The organism is Mycobacterium sp. 236(2023) (assembly GCF_029623955.1).
Lineage (GTDB): Bacteria > Actinomycetota > Actinomycetes > Mycobacteriales > Mycobacteriaceae > Mycobacterium.
On record NZ_JARSBP010000002.1, the window covers coordinates 1,376,850 to 1,393,438 of the forward strand.

Consider the following 16,589-nt stretch of genomic DNA (forward strand, 5'->3'; position numbering starts at 1 on the left):
GCCGCTGCGGCCTCCGGGGCGCGGCGGGCGGGCACTAGGCTGACGTCATGCGTTTAGGCCGAATCGCCAGTCCCGATGGAGTTGCCTTCGTCGCCGTCGAGGGTCCGCCCGACAATCCGGCCGAGGCCATCGTGCGGGAGATCGCCGAACATCCGTTCGGCACCCCGACGTTCACCGGCCGTCAATGGCCGCTGGCCGACGTGCGACTGCTCGCGCCGATCCTGGCGAGCAAGGTCGTCTGCATGGGCAAGAACTACGCCGCGCACATCGAGGAGATGGGCGGGGGCACCTTCGAGGATCCGATCATCTTCCTCAAGCCCAACACGGCGATCATCGGGCCCAACACGACGATTCAACTTCCCGCCGACGCCAACCCCGTCCACTTCGAGGGCGAGCTGGCGGCCGTGATCGGCAGGCCCTGCAAGGACGTTCCCGCGTCCCGGGCGGCCGAGAACATCCTCGGCTACACGATCGCCAACGACGTGTCCGCGCGAGATCAGCAGAAGAAGGACGGTCAGTGGATCCGGGCCAAGGGGCATGACACGTTCTGCCCTGTCGGCCCGTGGATCGTCACCGATGTCGACCCGTCGGATCTCGAAATCCGCACGGAGGTCAACGGCGAGATCAAACAGCGCAGCCGTACCTCGCTGATGATTCACGACATCGGCGCGATCATCGAATGGATCTCGGCCGTGATGACGCTGCTGCCGGGTGACCTGATCCTGACCGGAACGCCGGAGGGCGTCGGCCCGCTCGAACATGGCGACTCGGTGAGCATCAGCGTCGAAGGAATCGGCACGCTGACCAATCCCGTTGTGCGAAAAGGACAGTCGTGACCGATACACCCGTGCGCGTCCGATTCTGTCCCTCGCCGACCGGAACGCCGCACGTCGGGCTGATCAGGACGGCGTTGTTCAACTGGGCCTACGCGCGGCACACCGGAGGCGCGTTCGTGTTCCGCATCGAAGACACCGATGCCCAGCGCGACAGCGAGGAAAGCTATCTCGCGCTTCTCGACGCGCTGCGCTGGCTGGGCATGGACTGGGACGAGGGGCCCGAGGTCGGCGGTCCGTACGAGCCGTATCGCCAGTCGCTGCGCCGGGACATCCACCTCGACGTGATCGAACGGCTGCTGGCGGCAGGCGAGGCCTACGAGGCGTTCTCGACCGCCGAGGAAGTCGAGGCCCGCCATGTGGCCGCGGGCCGGAATCCGAAGCTGGGCTACGACAATTACGACCGCGACCTGACCGACGAGCAGCGTGCAGCCTTCCGTGCCGAGGGGCGCCAACCCGTCGTTCGGCTGCGCATGCCCGACACGGATCTCACGTGGGTGGATCTGGTGCGTGGAGAGACGACGTTCCCCGCCGGCTCGGTGCCGGACTTCGCGCTGACGCGTGGCAGCGGAGACCCGTTGTACACGTTGGTCAATCCCGTCGACGACGCGTTGATGAAGATCACCCACGTGCTGCGGGGTGAGGATCTGCTGCCGTCGACGCCGCGCCAGCTGGCGCTCTATGCGGCGCTCATCCGCATCGGTGTGACGGATATGACACCGCAGTTCGCGCACCTGCCGCCGGTGCTGGGTGACGGCAACAAGAAGCTGTCCAAGCGCGATCCGCAGTCCAATCTGTTCCTGCACCGCGATCGCGGGTTCATCCCCGAAGGCCTGCTGAACTACCTTGCGCTGCTGGGCTGGTCGATCGCCGACGACCACGACATCTTCAGCCTCGACGAGATGGTCGCGGCATTCGACGTCGCCGACGTCAACTCCAATCCCGCGCGGTTCGACCAGAAGAAGGCCGATGCGCTGAACGCCGAGCACATCCGCATGCTCGACGAGGCGGAGTTCGCGCGCCGGCTCGCCGACTTCTTCGCCGCGCACGGCCACAGCACGGGCCTCGACGACGCGCAGTTCGTCGAGGCGGCGGCGCTCGTCCAGACACGCATCGTCGTTCTGGGTGACGCCTGGGATCTGCTCAAGTTCCTCAACGACTCCACGTTCGGCCTCGACGAGAAATCGGCGGCCAAGGAACTGAAGGGCGACGCCGTGCCGGTTCTCGACGCCGCCGTGGCCGCGCTCGAGGGCGTGGGGGAGTGGGGCACCCCGGCGATCGAGGCGGCGCTGAAAGCGGCACTCATCGACGGCCTTGAGCTGAAGCCCAGGAAGGCGTTCGGTCCGGTCCGCGTCGCGGCGACCGGATCGTCGGTGAGCCCCCCGCTGTTCGAGTCGCTCGAGTTGCTCGGCCGTGACCGCAGCCTGGACCGGCTGAAGGCGGGCCGCGACCACGCGGCAGCGGTCGCGACGACGGAGGGGTGAAAAACCGACCCGAAATCTTTGGTAGTCTGCTCGTCGGCCCGAGTTGAGTCGCCGAGCGGCACCACCGCAGAGCAATGGGCCGGAAAAGGGCTTGTGACCAGCGGTTACAAGTTGCAGTGGGGTATGGTGTAATTGGCAACACTAGGGATTCTGATTCCCTCATTCTAGGTTCGAGTCCTGGTACCCCAGCCAATGTGAGTGATTAGGTCAGCAATCTCGCCTGAGATATGCTGGCCAACCGGAAAGCAGTTCTAGCCCCCGTCGTCTAGCGGCCTAGGACGCCGCCCTCTCACGGCGGTAGCGTGGGTTCGAATCCCATCGGGGGTACAACATCGAAACGGGACCTCGGCGAGGTCCCGTTTCGCGTTTCACCGAGAGAGCGCTCAGATCGCAGGTCTGCGCCGTTCGGCGATCTGACCGCACTCTCGCGGGTCGGCCTGGGTTGCTCAGAGGCGACGCGTCAGCGCCTCGGCGGCGGCGACGAGATCGGCCGCCCAGCGCGCGCCGGGGCGTCTGCCCATCCTGTCGATGGGTCCCGACACCGACACCGCGGCGATCACCGCACCCCTGCCGTCGCGGACAGGGGCGGAGACGCTGGCCACACCCGGCTCGCGTTCCGCGGCACTCTGTGCCCAGCCGCGCTTGCGCACCTCGGCCAGCGTGCGGTCGGTGAACTTGGCTCCGGCCAGGACCGTCTGTTGGGTGGTTGCGTCTGCGTACGCGAGCAGCACCTTGGCTCCCGACCCTGCAGTCATCGGCAGTCGTGTCCCGATGGGCACCGTATCGCGAAGCCCGGCAGGGGGTTCCAGCGCGGCCACGCAGATTCTCGTCGAGCCTTCCCTGCGGTACAGCTGCACGCTCTCGCCGGTCAGTTCGCGTAGACGTGGCAGTACGACCGCCCCTGCGGAGAGCAGCGGATCCCTGACATGCCCTGCCAGTTCGGTTAGCGCCGGGCCGAGCCGCCACTGTCCGTCGGCGTCTCTGGTCAGGAACCGGTGCACTTCCAGCCCGACGGCCAGGCGATGCGCGGTGGCTCGCGGCAGGCCGGTCCGATCGCGGAGATCGGCAAGCCCGCAGGGAGACTCGGCCACCGCATGCAACACGGTGATCGCTTTGTCCAGAACGCCGATACCGCTATCCTGTCTCACAAGGAGATACTAGCTTCCCAGAATGTGAGATAGTCAAGATGGCCATCGCGAACCAGCCCCGCACTCTCGCCGAGAAGGTATGGGACGACCACGTGGTCGTTCCCGGCACCGGCGAGGGCAGCGCGCGTCAGCCCGACCTGATCTACATCGATCTCCACCTCGTGCACGAGGTCACCAGCCCGCAGGCTTTCGACGGGCTGCGACTGGCCGGACGTCCGGTGCGCAGGCCTGATCTGACGATCGCCACCGAGGACCACAACGTGCCCACGGTCGACATCGACAAGCCGATCGCGGACCCGGTCTCGCGGACGCAGGTGGAGACACTGCGCCGCAACTGTGAGGAATTCGGCATCAGGCTCCATCCGATGGGCGACGCCGAGCAGGGGATCGTGCACATCATCGGACCGCAGCTCGGACTGACCCAGCCGGGTATGACCGTGGTCTGCGGCGACAGCCACACCTCGACCCACGGTGCGTTCGGGTCGATCGCGATGGGCATCGGCACATCGGAAGTCGAGCACGTGATGGCCACTCAGACGCTGGCGCTCAAACCGTTCAAGACGATGGCCGTGACCGTGGACGGCGAACTGCCCGCAGGCGTGAGCGCCAAAGACATCATCCTCGCGGTCATCGCGAAGATCGGCACCGGAGGCGGTCAGGGCCACGTCATCGAATACCGGGGCAGCGCCATCGAATCGCTGTCGATGGAGGGCCGGATGACGGTCTGCAACATGAGCATCGAAGCGGGCGCCCGTGCGGGCATGGTCGCGCCCGACGAGACCACGTTCGAGTTTCTGCGCGGTCGCCCGCACGCTCCGCAAGGTGCTGACTGGGATGCCGCCGTCGAGGCGTGGAAGCAGTTGCGCACCGACGAGGGCGCGACATTCGACACCGAGGTCTACATCGACGCCTCGACGCTGAGCCCGTTCGTCACGTGGGGAACCAACCCCGGCCAGGGTGTTCCGCTGTCGGCCACGGTGCCCGACCCGGAGCAGATCTTCGAGGAGGCCGAGCGACTGGCTGCCGAAAAGGCGTTGACGTACATGGACCTTCAAGCCGGCACCCCGATGCGCGAGATCCCGGTCGACACGGTGTTCGTCGGCTCGTGCACCAACGGCCGGATCGAGGACCTGCGTGTCGTCGCCGACGTGCTGCGGGGCCGCAGGGTCGCCGACAACGTCCGGATGCTGGTCGTGCCCGGCTCGATGCAGGTGCGGGCGCAGGCCGAAACCGAAGGCCTCGGCGAGATCTTCACGGCCGCAGGAGCGGAATGGCGCCAGGCCGGATGCTCGATGTGTCTTGGAATGAATCCAGACCAGCTCTCTCCGGGGCAGCGCTGCGCATCGACATCGAACCGCAATTTCGAGGGCAGGCAAGGCAAAGGCGGCCGAACGCATTTGGTGTCGCCGGCTGTTGCCGCGGCGACCGCCGTGCGCGGCACCCTGTCGTCGCCTGCCGATCTCGTCGAGACAAGCCGCTGAAAAACACTGAAAGCCGACAGGAGACTTTGATGGATGCCTTCCGTACCCACACCGGAATCGGTGTGCCCCTGCGCCGCTCGAATGTCGACACCGATCAGATCATCCCGGCGGTCTATCTGAAGCGGGTGACACGAACGGGATTTGAGGACGGGCTGTTCGCCGCGTGGCGCAATGACCCCTCTTTCATCCTGAATTTGGCGCCCTTCGACAAGGGTTCGGTTCTGGTCGCAGGAGCCGATTTCGGCACCGGCTCGTCGCGCGAGCATGCGGTCTGGGCGCTGATGGACTTCGGATTCCGGGTAGTCATCTCACCTCGATTCGCCGATATCTTCCGCGGCAACGCCGGCAAGGCCGGTCTGCTGGCGGCCGAAGTCTCACAAGATGATGTGGAATTGTTGTGGAAGTTGATCGAGCAGCACCCGGGTACGGAAATCACTGTCAATCTTCAAGATCGGTCGATCACCGCCGGAACCATGATGGTGCCGTTCAACATTGACGATTACACCGCATGGCGGCTGCTCGAGGGACTTGACGATATAGGCCTTACGCTGCGGAAACTCGAGGAGATCGAGGAGTTCGAAGGGCGCAGGCCGGACTGGAAGCCGCGCACTCTGCCCGCGTGATCCGCGGTCGAAATAGCTGAAATCCCGCGTCTGTAACCCCCTTTTCGCGGGTCCTCGCAGGAGGGTAAGGGGGCCAAGCGGATTGAAGAAAATTCGCTGAGCGGGCCTGAAATTGCGCGTGGCTCTTGGAAATCAGCGGGCAAAAGGTTTACCGTGTGCACTAGTCGGCCCAAAGAGGGCCACTGGTTTTCGGAGGTTTTGCATGAATAAAGCAGAGCTCATCGACGTACTCACGGAGAAATTGGGCTCGGATCGTCGGCAGGCAACTGCGGCGGTGGAGAACGTTGTTGACACCATCGTCCGCGCGGTGCACAAGGGTGAGAGCGTCACCATCACCGGCTTCGGTGTTTTCGAGCAGCGTCGTCGCGCAGCCCGAGTGGCGCGCAACCCCCGCACGGGCGAGACGGTGAAGGTTAAGCCCACCTCCGTGCCCGCGTTCCGCCCCGGCGCTCAGTTCAAGGCCGTTGTGGCTGGCGCACAGAAGCTTCCGGCCGACGGCCCCGCGGTCAAGCGTGGCGTCGCCGCGGCGAGCACCGCCCGTAAGGTGGCCAAGAAGGCTCCGGCCAAGAAGGCCGCTCCGGCCAAGAAGGCTGCAGTGAAGAAGGCTGCTCCCGCCAAGAAGGCTCCGGCCAAGAAGGCCGCTCCGGCCAAGAAGGCCGCTCCGGCCAAGAAGGCCGCTCCGGCCAAGAAGGCTCCGGCCAAGAAGGCCGCTCCGGCCAAGAAGGCCGCAGTGAAGAAGGCCGCTCCCGCGAAGAAGGCCGCTCCGGCCAAGAAGGCAGCGACCAAGGCTCCGGCCAAGAAGGCTGCGCCCGCCAAGAAGGCGCCCGCCAAGAAGGCTCCGGCCAAGCGCGGACGCAAGTAGTCACGACCTGACGTTTACGCCGCGGATCCTGAGGATCCGCGGCGTATTCGTGTGTCGGCCTAACTTGAATTCAATTGTGGTGTCACTTCTTCGGGGGCAGCGGACTGCCGATGTGGTCGGCGGAGATCAGCCGGTCACCGTGGAGTGACATCACCCATGTGCTGCCCTTGCGGTTTCGGGACTTGTCCGGCCGCACCCCGTCGCGTTCACACCACCATGCGATGAGATCCGGGATCACCTTGCCCTGAGTGCAGATCACCGGCGTCTGCGAGGTCTCGGCGATCTCGAGGACGCGCTGGCGCCCGGCCTTGCGATCGTCGGCGTAGGCCTCTTCGGTCAGCGTGGGCTCGTTGCTGATCGACACACCCAGCTCCTCGGCGAGCGGGTCGAGCGTCTGATGACAGCGCACGCGGTCGGCCGCGAACAGATCATGGGCGCCGAAGGCGAGCAGTTGTCCGACCAGCGACTCGGCCTGCGCGCGACCGCGCTTGTCCAGCGGTCGCTTTCGATCGTCGCCGCGGTAGCGCTTCTTCACACCTGCGGTGGCGTGCCGGACGATCAGAACCGTCCTGGTGTCGGGTGGCTGCTTGAGGAATCGGCGAAGCACCTTGCGGTCGTGGGGGTAGACCAATTCGCTCATCGCCTGCTTCGGCGGCAGCCACTTCAGTTCGTCCACTTCGTCGTTGGGGGAGAACTCGCCGCCGACGGCGCGCGCCGACCAGTACCGCACCTTCTTGATGCCGTGGTCGACGGGGTAGGCCACCGTGGGCAGCCTCCGGCCCAGCTGTGACCGAAATCCGGTCTCTTCCTCGATTTCCCGGACCGCCGTGACGGGTTCGGTCTCACCGGCGTCGACCTTGCCCTTCGGCAGGGACCAGTCGTCGTAGCGCGGCCGGTGGATGATCGCGACCTCCGGTGCGCCGGTGCCGTCCTGCGGTCGCCAGAGGACGGCGCCTGCGGCCAGGACGGTGGACTTCTTCACCACAGCTGCATCCGGTCGATTCTCCTTCGGCACCTCAACTCCTGCGTGTCATAAGGTTCGGGAGGTCCGGGAGTTCCTTCGGCTCTCGTGCCTCAACCCGTGCACGCATCGTCGCGGTTACGGATGTCGGTGGCGTTCCATCAGCGCTATCTGGTGGTCACGCACGGTGTGCCCCGCCTGGGGCAGCGCCGTCCAGTGGCCGTCGGGGCTCAGCTCCCAGCATCGGGTGCTGGGGTCGGCCGCCGATTCGAAGATGTCGTTCAGTTGTGCGGTCAGTCGTGGATCCTTTACCTGCGCCATGACTTCCACGCGCCGGTCGAGATTACGATGCATCATGTCGGCGCTGCCTATCCAGTATTCGTCGATGGCGCGGAAATGAATGATCCGTGAATGTTCGAGGAAGCGCCCGAGGATCGACCGGACCACGATGTTCTCCGAGAAGGCGGGGTCCCCGGGCAGCAGTGCGCAAATGCCACGGACCACTACCTCGACGCGTACGCCGGCTTGCGACGCCCGGTACAGGGCATCGATCACCTGCTCGTCGACCAATGCGTTGGCTTTCAAGCGGATCCGGCCTTCGGCACCGTCGCGGGTCGCGGCGATCTCGCGCTCGATGCGTTCGATGATCCCGCGCCGCACCCCGTACGGCGCGACCAGCAGGTTGCGGTAGGACTCCTTGCGGGAGTACCCGGTCAGCGAGTTGAAGAGGTCGGTGAGGTCGGCACCGATGTCCGGGGCGGCGGTCAGCAGGCCCACATCCTCGTACAGCCGCGCGGTTTTCGGGTTGTAGTTGCCGGTGCCGATGTGGCAGTACCGCCGGATCGTCGACCCTTCACGACGCACCACAAGACAGGTCTTGCAGTGTGTCTTCAACCCGATGAGGCCGTAAACGACGTGCACGCCGGCTTGTTCGAGAGCACGCGCCCACTTGATGTTGGCCTGCTCGTCGAACCTCGCCTTGATCTCCACGAGTGCGACGACCTGCTTGCCTGCCTCGGCGGCGTCGATGAGCGCGTTCACGATCGGCGAATCACCCGACGTGCGGTACAGCGTCTGTTTGATCGCCAGCACATTGGGATCTGCGGCTGCCTGCTCGATGAAGCGCTGCACGGTCGTGGAGAACGAGTCGTAGGGATGGTGGACCAGCACGTCGCCGTCGCGGAGCGCCGAGAAGATGCTCTTCGGCGTCTCGCGTTCGCCGAACGCCGGCGGGGTGGCCGGCACGAACGGCGGATCCTTCAGTGCAGGACGATCCACGCCGTATACCTGCCACAGCGACGAGAGGTCCAGCAGCCCGGGCACTTCGACGACATCGCCGGGTGCCACGTCGAGCTCGCGCAGCAGCAGCTCGAGCATGCTCTCGGTCATGTCGTTAGAGACTTCCAGGCGCACCGGCGAGCCGAACCGCCTGCGGGCCAGCTCGCGTTCCAGCGCTTGCAGCAGGTCCTCGTCGCGGTCTTCCTCGACCTCGAAATCGGCGTTGCGGGTGATCCGGAAGGCGTGGTGCTCCACGATTTCCAGGCCCGGGAACAGCACCGGCAGGAACGCCGCGATCAGCTCCTCCATCGGAAGGAAGCGCACGGCCCCGGCAGAGTCGTCGCGGGCCGCAAGCTCGACGAAGCGGTCGACGTTGTCCGGCACCTTGATTCGCGCGAAGTGCTGACCGCCGTCGTCGGGGTGTTTGACGGTGATGGCGAGATTGAGGCTCAGACCGCTCACGAACGGGAACGGATGCGCCGGGTCGACGGCCAGAGGCGTCAGCACCGGGAAGACCTGTTCGTGGAAGTAGGTCGACAGTCTGCCGCGCTCGGCCTCGTCGAGCTCGGACCACGTGACGATGAAGATCCCCTCGTCGGCGAGCGCGGGCCGCACCGAATCGAGGAAGACGTTCGCATGCCTACTGGCGATCTGCTGTGTGCGCTCGCTGATCCGGCGCAGCTGTTCGCGCGGCGACAACCCGTCGGCCGAACGGACCGACAAGCCCATCTCGTCGCGCCGCTTGAGACCGGCGACGCGGACCATGTAGAACTCGTCGAGATTCGACGCGAAGATCGCCAGGAACTTCGCACGCTCCAACAGGGGAAGCGACGGGTCTGCCGCCAGCGCCAGCACGCGGGCGTTGAAGTCCAGCCAGCTCAGCTCACGGTTGAGGTAGCGCTTCTCGGGAAGCGGGTTCTCGACCGCCGGGGCGGTCGCCGCGGGCGGTGCCTCGGGGGCCGAATCCGCGGCGGGCGTGACCGCCGGCTCCGATGACTCCGTCTGATCCGGTCGGGTCTGGGCTTCGGTCATGCGTCCGATGATTCCCTATGTCCTGCTGCTCGTGCCACCGTGTCGGGCAACGCGTAGGCGAATTCATCCGGCACGGGCGATGGCCTGTGCGGTCGCCGGGCCGAGGCCGAGTTCGCGCGCGGCGGCGAGGTCGTCGGGGGTGTCGATGTCCGCCCGTAGACCCGGCCACTCTCCTGTCAATTCGACCGCCCCCGACTGCAGGTGCCGTCGCGCGGAGTCGGCGCCGAAGCGCGGATCCAGCGCCGCGTCGAACGAGAACAAGGCGGCGGTGCCGGTTCCGTGCCGGTCGGCGACGAAGCTGCGGGTGTGCGTTCGCGCCTGCACGATCGCCTCGTCAAGCTCGCGGCTCTTGAGGGCAGGCAGATCGCCTTGCAGCACAACGATGTTGGAGTTCTCCTGCCGGACCACGCCCTCTGCCGCAGTCAGCGCATTGTTGAGGGGGTCGCGGTGGCCTTCCGGCGTCGGATCGAGCAGTACCCGCGCGCCCAGCTGCTTGGCGGCGTCGGCTGCCACTTCGTCGGGAGTGACGATGAGCACCGACAGCACAGCGGGCACGGCCAGTGCCGCGGTGATCGTGTCGACCAGCATCGCGAGGACGACGTCTTCACGGGCGGCGGCCGAAAATTCCGGAGCCAGCCGCGTCTTGGCCGCGGTGAGCCGCTTGACCGCGATCACCAGCCCGATGTCGGTGTTCCTCATGCCGCTCACGAGCGTCATCCTGCCAGTCAATTATTCCCGGCTACGCTGAAGCCGTGGTCGAGGCGGCGGTGATGGGCGCAGGGGCGTGGGGGACGGCCCTGGCGAAGGTATTGGCAGACGCCGGCAACAGCGTCACTCTGTGGGCTCGTCGACCTGAACTGGCGGACGAGATCAACCGCACCCATCGGAACACCAACTACCTCGATGCCGCACTGCCCGAATCGATCCGCGCCACCAGCGACCATGCCGAGGCGCTCACCGGCGCGTGCACGGTGCTGCTCGCCGTTCCCTCCCAGACTCTGCGCGCCAATCTGGAGAACTGGAAGCCCCACCTCGGCGCGGATACGTCGTTGGTGAGCCTGGCCAAGGGTGTCGAGTTGGATTCGTTGTTGCGGATGAGTCAGGTCATCGCGCAGGTCACCGGCGCCGATCCGGCGCGGATCGCCGTCGTCACCGGGCCCAACCTGGCCAGCGAGATCGGTGAGGAGCAGCCGGCGGCCACCGTCGTGGCATGCAGCGATTCCGGCCGGGCCGTGGCACTGCAGCGGGCGCTGGCGACGGGATATTTCCGGCCCTACACCAACGCCGACGTCATCGGCGCCGAGGTCGGCGGCGCGTGTAAGAACGTCATCGCCCTGGCCAGCGGGATGGCCGCAGGCGTGGGGCTGGGGGAGAACACCGCGGCCGCCATCATCACCAGGGGGCTGGCGGAGATCATGCGGCTGGGAATTGCCTTGGGGGCCAAGCCCGCCACACTGGCCGGACTCGCGGGAATCGGTGACCTCGTGGCAACCTGTACGTCGCCGCACTCCCGAAATCGTTCCTTCGGCGAGCGATTGGGCAAGGGTGGGACGATGCAGGCGGCACTCGACGCGACCGGCGGTCATGTCGCAGAGGGCGTCACCTCATGTCAGTCGGTGTTGGCGCTGGCCTCGAGCTACGACGTGGAGATGCCGCTCACCGAAGCCGTACATCGGGTGTGCCACAAGGGTTTGTCGGTCGACGACGCGGTGGCCCTGCTGCTCGGCCGAACTACCAAGCCGGAGTGACACATGGCGGGCACCTACGGGGATTCCACGAGGAGCGTCAAAGCCGTCTCCTCCGAACCGATTCCGGGCGCACCCGTATCCCCGCCGCCCGTTCCGGCGTCGGCGTACCACCTCTCCGCCGATGAAAGCGACGCATTCGACAGCTACGGCCGCAGGTCGAACCCGACGTGGCGCCAGCTGGAATCTGCGCTCGCTCAGCTCGAAAGTGCTTCTAATGCGCTAACTTTCGGATCCGGTATGGCTGCGCTCACCGCGGTGCTTCGGGTTGTCGCCGAGCCGGGCCGCACCCTTGTCGTCCCTGCCGACGGTTACTACCAGGTGCGGGCATACGCCGAGGAGTTCCTCGCCGGCCGCGGGGTCACCGTGGTGCCGGCCCGGTGCACCGAGATGTGCGAGGCCGCGCGCGGCGCTGACGTCGTACTGGCCGAGACGCCGTCGAATCCCGGCCTGGACGTCGTGGATCTGCACCAGCTGGCGATGATCTGCCGGTCACAGGGCACGCTCCTGGTCGTCGACAACACCACCGCGACGCCGCTGGGCCAGCAGCCCCTCTCCCTGGGGGCCGACCTTGTGGTGGCCAGCGCCACCAAGGCGCTGTCCGGGCACAGCGATGTACTGGCCGGCTACGTCGCGGGCAACCAGGTGGAGTTGATGGCACGGGTGGAACGGGAACGGCTGCACGCCGGCCCGATTCTCGGTGCATTCGAGGCCTGGCTGGTGCTGCGCAGCCTCGGCAGCGCAGGGCTGCGGATCGAGCGGCAGTGCCAGAACGCGGCCGCGGTCGCGCTGATGCTCAGGTCGCACCCAGCGGTGCGGTCGGTGCGGTATCCCGGCCTGCCCGGGGATCCGTCCCACGCCGTCGCGGCGGTGCAGATGCGAAGGTTCGGCGGGATCGTCGCCGCCGAACTCGCCGACGCCGACGCCGTGCACGACCTCGTGCGCAGGAGTGAGCTGCTGGTCGCGTCGACCAGCTTCGGGGGCATCCACACCTCGGTGGATCGCCGGGCGCGGTGGGGGGACCCCGTCGGACCCGGTTTCGCCAGGCTCTCGATGGGCATCGAGGACACCGATGACCTGGTCAGCGACCTGAGCCAGGCACTCGGACCAGCGTGAATCCGCCCAGCCGGTAGCCTCTCTAGGTTGTGAGTGCCCGCATCCGCGTCGCCGTTGTCTACGGCGGACGTAGCTCCGAACACGCGATCTCGTGCGTCTCTGCAGGCTCCATCCTGCGCAACCTCGACCCGGAGCGGTTCGAGGTGACAGCCGTCGGCATCACGCCCGGGGGGTCATGGGTCCTCACCGACGGCCGCCCGGAGACGCTGGCGATCACCGACGGCAAGCTGCCGGGCGTCACCGGATCCTCGGGCACCGAGCTCGCCCTCGCCGCCGATCCGGCCCGCAAGGGTCAATTTCTCTCGCTCGGGGAAGCGGCCGGCGATGTGCTGGCCGACGTCGACGTCGTCTTCCCGGTGTTGCACGGACCCTACGGCGAGGACGGCACCATCCAGGGCCTGCTCGAGCTCGCCGGCGTGCCCTACGTCGGTGCCGGGGTACTGGCCAGCGCGGCGGGCATGGACAAAGAGTTCACCAAGAAGCTGCTGGCCGCCGCGGACCTGCCGATCGGCGAGCAGTTGGTGCTGCGGCCGCGCGACACCACGTTGTCGCTGGAAGACAAGGAACGGCTCGGGTTGCCGGTGTTCGTCAAACCCGCCCGCGGAGGATCGTCGATCGGCGTCAGCAGGGTCACCGCATGGGATCTGCTGCCCGCCGCGATCGACTCGGCCCGCCGGCATGACCCCAAGGTGATCATCGAGGCGGCGATCTCGGGGCGCGAGCTGGAATGCGGTGTCCTGGAATTTCCCGACGGGCATCTCGAAGCGAGCTCGGTCGGCGAGATCCGCGTCGCGGGCGTCCGCGGACGCGAGGACGGGTTCTACGACTTCGAGACGAAGTACCTCGACGACGCCGCCGAACTCGACGTGCCGGCGAAGGTCGACGATGCCGTCGCCGAAGAGATCCGCGCCCTGTCGATCCGTGCGTTCAACGCGATCGACTGCCAGGGTTTGGCCCGCGTCGACTTCTTCCTCACCGACCGCGGTCCCGTCATCAACGAGATCAACACGATGCCTGGGTTCACCACGATCTCGATGTATCCGCGGATGTGGGCGGCCAGTGGCATGGACTATCCAACGCTGCTCGCGACGATGGTCGAAACGGCCGTCGCGCGCGGTACCGGACTGCGTTAGCCGACGGGCGCCGGCTCCGGCCGACGCGCAGCCAGAGTGTCCGCGATCGTCGTCGACAGCGTCTGGATGGGTGTCGGCCCGGACCCCGGCGGCAGGGTGAGCGCCACGTAGACGGGCCGGTCGACGGCGAACCAGGTGGCGCGCCCGTCTCCCGCCGGGTCGTCGACCTGAAACCACGAGACGTCGTCGACCACCTGCTGGGGCGCCCCGACGACGAATTCCGCCGGCCGGTCCAACCCGCACCGCAGGACCAGTGGTTCACCACCGGGCTCCTGCGGCTGCCACGCGGCGGCGCCCGCCGGGGCGGGGTCGACCAGCGCTGCACGGCGGTAGTCGCCGACGGCGTCGGGCAGCGCATCGACCAACGACCGGCACTCCGGGCTGTCGGCCTGCGGGGCAGGGATGGTGGTGACGGCCACCGGTGCCTGTGCGGGGGAGCGCTGCATCACCGCGGCGACGACGAGGACGGCCACGACGCCTCCGACGGCGACCACGAGCGCGGCGATCAATACAGCGCGCGGCGGGGCGTCCCCGGTCTTGCTGTTCACACGCCAAACTCTAGGGCTGCACTCCGTCGGCGATCGGACAGGTCAGGGTGCGTGTGATGCCGACGACCTGCTGCACGCTGGGCACCACGGTCGATTTCAGCTCGTCCAGGGACGGCGCGCCGACGCGCACCACGACGTCATAGGGGCCGGTGACGTACTCCGATGACAGAACGCCGGTGAGGGCGGCGAGCTGTTTGGCGATCACCTCGGCGCGACCGACCTCCGTCTGGATGAGAACGAAAGCCTCGACCACGCCGAAATACCTCCATCTGACTGCATAGACTCCACGCCGCAGGGACCAAACGTACCGCAGGTGAGCCGAGCGTTCAGGCTACGAAGTCGACCGGAGGAGCAACCATGACGGCCGATGACGCCGACGCGACACTGTCGGGGTTGGGCGAGTTCGCCGTCATCGACCGGCTTGTGGCCGGCCGTCTGCAGCCTCCGTTCGTCACGCTCGGCCCCGGGGACGACGCGGCCGTCGTCGCCGCGGCGGACGGCAGGACCGTGGTGTGCACCGACATGCTGGTGGAGCATCGGCACTTTCGGCTGGACTGGTCTTCGCCGCACGACGTGGGCCGAAAAGCGATCGCGCAGAACGCCGCTGACATCGAGGCGATGGGTGGCAGGTCGACGGCGTTCGTCGTCGGCTTCGGAGCTCCGGGCGGCACGGAAACCGCGCGGGCGGTCGAACTCGCCGACGGAATGTGGCACGAGGCCGGCCTGATGGGCGCGGGCATCGTCGGCGGCGACATCGTCGCGGCGCCGCAATGGGTGATCTCGGTGGCCGCGCTCGGTGATCTCGGCGGGCGTGCACCGGTGCGGCGCGACGGTGCGCGACCCGGCGACACCGTGGCGGTCTGCGGCGAATTGGGCTGGTCCGAAGCGGGATACACATTGTGGGACAAAGGAATTGGCGGCTTCGATGAACTGAGGCGACGGCATCTCGTTCCCGAACCGCCCTACGGGCAGGGTGCGGTGGCCGCCGACGCGGGCGCGACGGCGATGACGGATGTCTCCGACGGCCTGCTGGCCGACCTCGGCCACATCGCGTCCGCCTCCGCGGTGCACATCGACCTCGCCGGGCACGGCCTGCGGTCCGACGTCGACACAGTGGCTGCCGCAGCCGAAGCGGCGGGCACGGATCCGCTGCAGTGGGTGCTCGGCGGTGGCGAGGATCACGCGCTCGTCGCGACCTTCCCCGCTGCGGTGCCACCGGGCTGGCGCGTCATCGGCGCCGTGGTGGCGGTCGGTGACGGGCCACCGCGCGTGACCGTCGACGGCGCGCCGTGGCACGGCAACTCGGGCTGGCAGTCGTTCTGACCGACCCGGCCCGCTATGTTGGCCTCTCGTGAGCGCACGTCCCCTCAACGAGTTGGTAGACCCCGGCTGGGCTGCGGCCCTCGCACCCGTGGAACCTCAGGTGTCGCAGATGGGCGAGTTCCTGCGCGCCGAGATCGCGGCCGGGCACCGGTATCTGCCTGCGGGCCCGAACGTGTTGCGTGCGTTCACGTTCCCGCTGGACAAGGTGCGGGTGCTGATCGTCGGCCAGGACCCCTACCCGACACCGGGGCACGCGGTGGGCCTGAGTTTCTCGGTGGCCGCCGACGTGCGCCCGCTGCCGCGCAGCCTGGACAACATATTCAAGGAGTACCGCGAGGACCTCGGGCATCCGGCCCCGTCGACCGGCGATCTGACACCGTGGTGCGAGCAGGGTGTCATGTTGCTCAACAGGGTTCTCACGGTGCGGCCGGGAACGCCTGCCTCGCATCGGGGCAAGGGGTGGGAGGCGGTCACAGAATGCGCGATCCGCGCACTGGTGGCCCGCGATCAGGCCCTGGTCGCGGTGCTGTGGGGGCGCGACGCGTCGACGTTGAAGCCGATGCTCGGAGACACCGCGGTCATCGAGTCGGCGCATCCGTCACCGCTGTCGGCGTCGCGGGGATTCTTCGGGTCAAAACCGTTCAGCCGAGCCAACGACCTGCTGACGCAGCGAGGCGCCGAGCCGATCGACTGGCGCCTGCCGTAGCCGGTGGTGACGGCCGAACGTGAAATCCGGCGACTAGCCGCGTGAGACCTTGCCGGCCTTCAGGCACGACGTGCACACGTTGACGCGGTGCTTGTTGCCACCGGGCGTCGACGTGGCGCGCACGGACTGGATGTTCGGATTCCACCGACGGCTCGTCCGGCGATGGGAGTGCGACACCGACTTACCGAAGCCGGGGCCCTTCCCGCAGATCTCGCACACGGCAGCCATAGTGAGAACTCCTTGTTAAGTCAGTACTGGGGGCCAACGACCGGAACAGGGCCGGGTGACCCGACAACCTGACCAGGATACCGGCCGT

General features: G+C 67.2%; 17 protein-coding genes and 2 tRNA genes. 12 read left to right on the top strand and 7 right to left on the bottom strand.

Going from position 1 to position 16,589, the window contains the following annotated elements:
* Positions 1-47 precede the first annotated feature (47 nt).
* The 4 genes from P9A17_RS09095 (at position 48) to P9A17_RS09110 (ending at position 2,644) form a co-directional block, all read left to right on the top strand.
* Complete coding sequence (locus P9A17_RS09095) at positions 48-836, top strand: fumarylacetoacetate hydrolase family protein (RefSeq protein ID WP_278038215.1); 789 nt, start codon at positions 48-50, stop codon at positions 834-836.
* Positions 833-2,317, top strand: coding sequence for a glutamate--tRNA ligase (gene gltX, locus P9A17_RS09100; RefSeq protein ID WP_278038216.1), 1,485 nt, complete (start codon positions 833-835; stop codon positions 2,315-2,317). The genes P9A17_RS09095 and gltX overlap by 4 nt, the downstream gene beginning before the upstream one ends.
* 117 nt (positions 2,318-2,434) lie before the next feature.
* Positions 2,435-2,509: transfer RNA gene (locus P9A17_RS09105), tRNA-Gln, on the top strand.
* A 62-nt stretch (positions 2,510-2,571) separates the two neighbouring features.
* A tRNA-Glu gene (locus P9A17_RS09110) sits at positions 2,572-2,644 on the top strand.
* Between the two features lie 119 nt (positions 2,645-2,763).
* On the opposite strand, the gene P9A17_RS09115 is transcribed toward P9A17_RS09110, so the two are convergent.
* On the bottom strand, positions 2,764-3,465 hold the full coding sequence (locus P9A17_RS09115) for an IclR family transcriptional regulator (RefSeq protein ID WP_278038217.1): 702 nt from the start codon (positions 3,463-3,465) through the stop codon (positions 2,764-2,766).
* 38 nt (positions 3,466-3,503) lie between these two features.
* Here P9A17_RS09115 and leuC point away from each other — a divergent pair, with 38 nt between their 5' ends.
* The 3 genes from leuC to P9A17_RS09130 all read left to right on the top strand — a co-directional run bounded on the left by leuC (position 3,504) and on the right by P9A17_RS09130 (position 6,431).
* The gene (gene leuC, locus P9A17_RS09120; protein ID WP_278038218.1) at positions 3,504-4,946 is read left to right on the top strand and encodes a 3-isopropylmalate dehydratase large subunit; all 1,443 of its coding nucleotides are present in this window, start codon (positions 3,504-3,506) and stop codon (positions 4,944-4,946) included.
* Positions 4,947-4,975: 29 nt separating this feature from the next.
* A complete protein-coding gene (leuD, locus tag P9A17_RS09125; protein ID WP_278038219.1) occupies positions 4,976-5,569 on the top strand; it encodes a 3-isopropylmalate dehydratase small subunit in 594 nt (197 codons plus the stop codon).
* 202 nt (positions 5,570-5,771) lie between these two features.
* Positions 5,772-6,431 carry an HU family DNA-binding protein gene (locus tag P9A17_RS09130; protein WP_278038220.1) on the top strand — a complete coding sequence of 220 codons (660 nt, stop codon included), beginning with the start codon at positions 5,772-5,774 and terminating at the stop codon, positions 6,429-6,431.
* Between the two features lie 82 nt (positions 6,432-6,513).
* Here P9A17_RS09130 and P9A17_RS09135 read toward each other — a convergent pair whose 3' ends face one another.
* The 3 genes from P9A17_RS09135 to cofC all read right to left on the bottom strand — a co-directional run bounded on the left by P9A17_RS09135 (position 6,514) and on the right by cofC (position 10,401).
* Positions 6,514-7,446 (bottom strand): NUDIX hydrolase, encoded by a 933-nt coding sequence (locus tag P9A17_RS09135; protein WP_278038221.1) that lies wholly within the window; start codon positions 7,444-7,446, stop codon positions 6,514-6,516.
* An 84-nt stretch (positions 7,447-7,530) separates the two neighbouring features.
* Positions 7,531-9,702: an RNA degradosome polyphosphate kinase gene (locus P9A17_RS09140; RefSeq protein ID WP_278038222.1), complete on the bottom strand. Its 2,172-nt coding sequence runs from the start codon at positions 9,700-9,702 to the stop codon at positions 7,531-7,533.
* Positions 9,703-9,765: 63 nt separating this feature from the next.
* A complete protein-coding gene (gene cofC / locus P9A17_RS09145; RefSeq protein ID WP_278038670.1) occupies positions 9,766-10,401 on the bottom strand; it encodes a 2-phospho-L-lactate guanylyltransferase in 636 nt (211 codons plus the stop codon).
* Positions 10,402-10,472: 71 nt separating this feature from the next.
* Here cofC and P9A17_RS09150 point away from each other — a divergent pair, with 71 nt between their 5' ends.
* Genes P9A17_RS09150 through P9A17_RS09160 form a run of 3 tightly spaced genes read left to right on the top strand, consistent with a single transcriptional unit; the run spans position 10,473 to position 13,696 of the window.
* The gene (locus P9A17_RS09150; protein ID WP_278038671.1) at positions 10,473-11,450 is read left to right on the top strand and encodes an NAD(P)H-dependent glycerol-3-phosphate dehydrogenase; all 978 of its coding nucleotides are present in this window, start codon (positions 10,473-10,475) and stop codon (positions 11,448-11,450) included.
* A gap of 3 nt (positions 11,451-11,453) precedes the next feature.
* Positions 11,454-12,563 carry a cystathionine gamma-lyase gene (locus P9A17_RS09155; protein WP_278038223.1) on the top strand — a complete coding sequence of 370 codons (1,110 nt, stop codon included), beginning with the start codon at positions 11,454-11,456 and terminating at the stop codon, positions 12,561-12,563.
* Between the two features lie 29 nt (positions 12,564-12,592).
* Positions 12,593-13,696, top strand: coding sequence for a D-alanine--D-alanine ligase family protein (locus tag P9A17_RS09160; protein WP_278038224.1), 1,104 nt, complete (start codon positions 12,593-12,595; stop codon positions 13,694-13,696).
* Here P9A17_RS09160 and P9A17_RS09165 read toward each other — a convergent pair.
* Together P9A17_RS09165 and P9A17_RS09170 are read right to left on the bottom strand one after the other, a co-directional pair.
* Complete coding sequence (locus P9A17_RS09165; protein WP_278038225.1) at positions 13,693-14,244, bottom strand: DUF3515 domain-containing protein; 552 nt, start codon at positions 14,242-14,244, stop codon at positions 13,693-13,695. The two genes, P9A17_RS09160 and P9A17_RS09165, sit on opposite strands and share 4 nt — an antisense overlap.
* Positions 14,245-14,254: 10 nt before the next feature.
* The gene (locus P9A17_RS09170) at positions 14,255-14,497 is read right to left on the bottom strand and encodes an Lrp/AsnC ligand binding domain-containing protein (protein ID WP_278038226.1); all 243 of its coding nucleotides are present in this window, start codon (positions 14,495-14,497) and stop codon (positions 14,255-14,257) included.
* A gap of 104 nt (positions 14,498-14,601) precedes the next feature.
* On the opposite strand from P9A17_RS09170, the gene P9A17_RS09175 reads away from it, so the two are divergent.
* Entirely contained in the window at positions 14,602-15,567 is a 966-nt protein-coding gene (locus P9A17_RS09175; RefSeq protein ID WP_278038227.1) for a thiamine-phosphate kinase, read from the top strand.
* Positions 15,568-15,595: 28 nt separating this feature from the next.
* The gene (locus P9A17_RS09180; RefSeq protein WP_278038228.1) at positions 15,596-16,273 is read left to right on the top strand and encodes a uracil-DNA glycosylase; all 678 of its coding nucleotides are present in this window, start codon (positions 15,596-15,598) and stop codon (positions 16,271-16,273) included.
* Between the two features lie 33 nt (positions 16,274-16,306).
* Here the strand turns inward: P9A17_RS09180 and rpmB are convergent, their stop codons facing one another.
* Positions 16,307-16,501 carry a 50S ribosomal protein L28 gene (rpmB, locus tag P9A17_RS09185; RefSeq protein ID WP_183469213.1) on the bottom strand — a complete coding sequence of 65 codons (195 nt, stop codon included), beginning with the start codon at positions 16,499-16,501 and terminating at the stop codon, positions 16,307-16,309.
* Positions 16,502-16,589: the final 88 nt, after the last annotated feature.

Excerpts from the sequence above, each read along its gene's own strand:
- P9A17_RS09155 (WP_278038223.1), top strand. The coding sequence starts at position 11,454 with ATGGCGGGCACCTACGGGGATTCCACGAGGAGCGTCAAAGCCGTCTCC.
- P9A17_RS09150 (WP_278038671.1), top strand. The coding sequence starts at position 10,473 with ATGGGCGCAGGGGCGTGGGGGACGGCCCTGGCGAAGGTATTGGCAGAC.
- P9A17_RS09095 (WP_278038215.1), top strand. The coding sequence starts at position 48 with ATGCGTTTAGGCCGAATCGCCAGTCCCGATGGAGTTGCCTTCGTCGCC.
- leuC (WP_278038218.1), top strand. The coding sequence starts at position 3,504 with ATGGCCATCGCGAACCAGCCCCGCACTCTCGCCGAGAAGGTATGGGAC.
- P9A17_RS09175 (WP_278038227.1), top strand. The coding sequence starts at position 14,602 with ATGACGGCCGATGACGCCGACGCGACACTGTCGGGGTTGGGCGAGTTC.
- leuD (WP_278038219.1), top strand. The coding sequence starts at position 4,976 with ATGGATGCCTTCCGTACCCACACCGGAATCGGTGTGCCCCTGCGCCGC.
- P9A17_RS09140 (WP_278038222.1), bottom strand. The coding sequence starts at position 9,702 with ATGACCGAAGCCCAGACCCGACCGGATCAGACGGAGTCATCGGAGCCG.
- cofC (WP_278038670.1), bottom strand. The coding sequence starts at position 10,401 with ATGAGGAACACCGACATCGGGCTGGTGATCGCGGTCAAGCGGCTCACC.
- P9A17_RS09130 (WP_278038220.1), top strand. The coding sequence starts at position 5,772 with ATGAATAAAGCAGAGCTCATCGACGTACTCACGGAGAAATTGGGCTCG.
- rpmB (WP_183469213.1), bottom strand. The coding sequence starts at position 16,501 with ATGGCTGCCGTGTGCGAGATCTGCGGGAAGGGCCCCGGCTTCGGTAAG.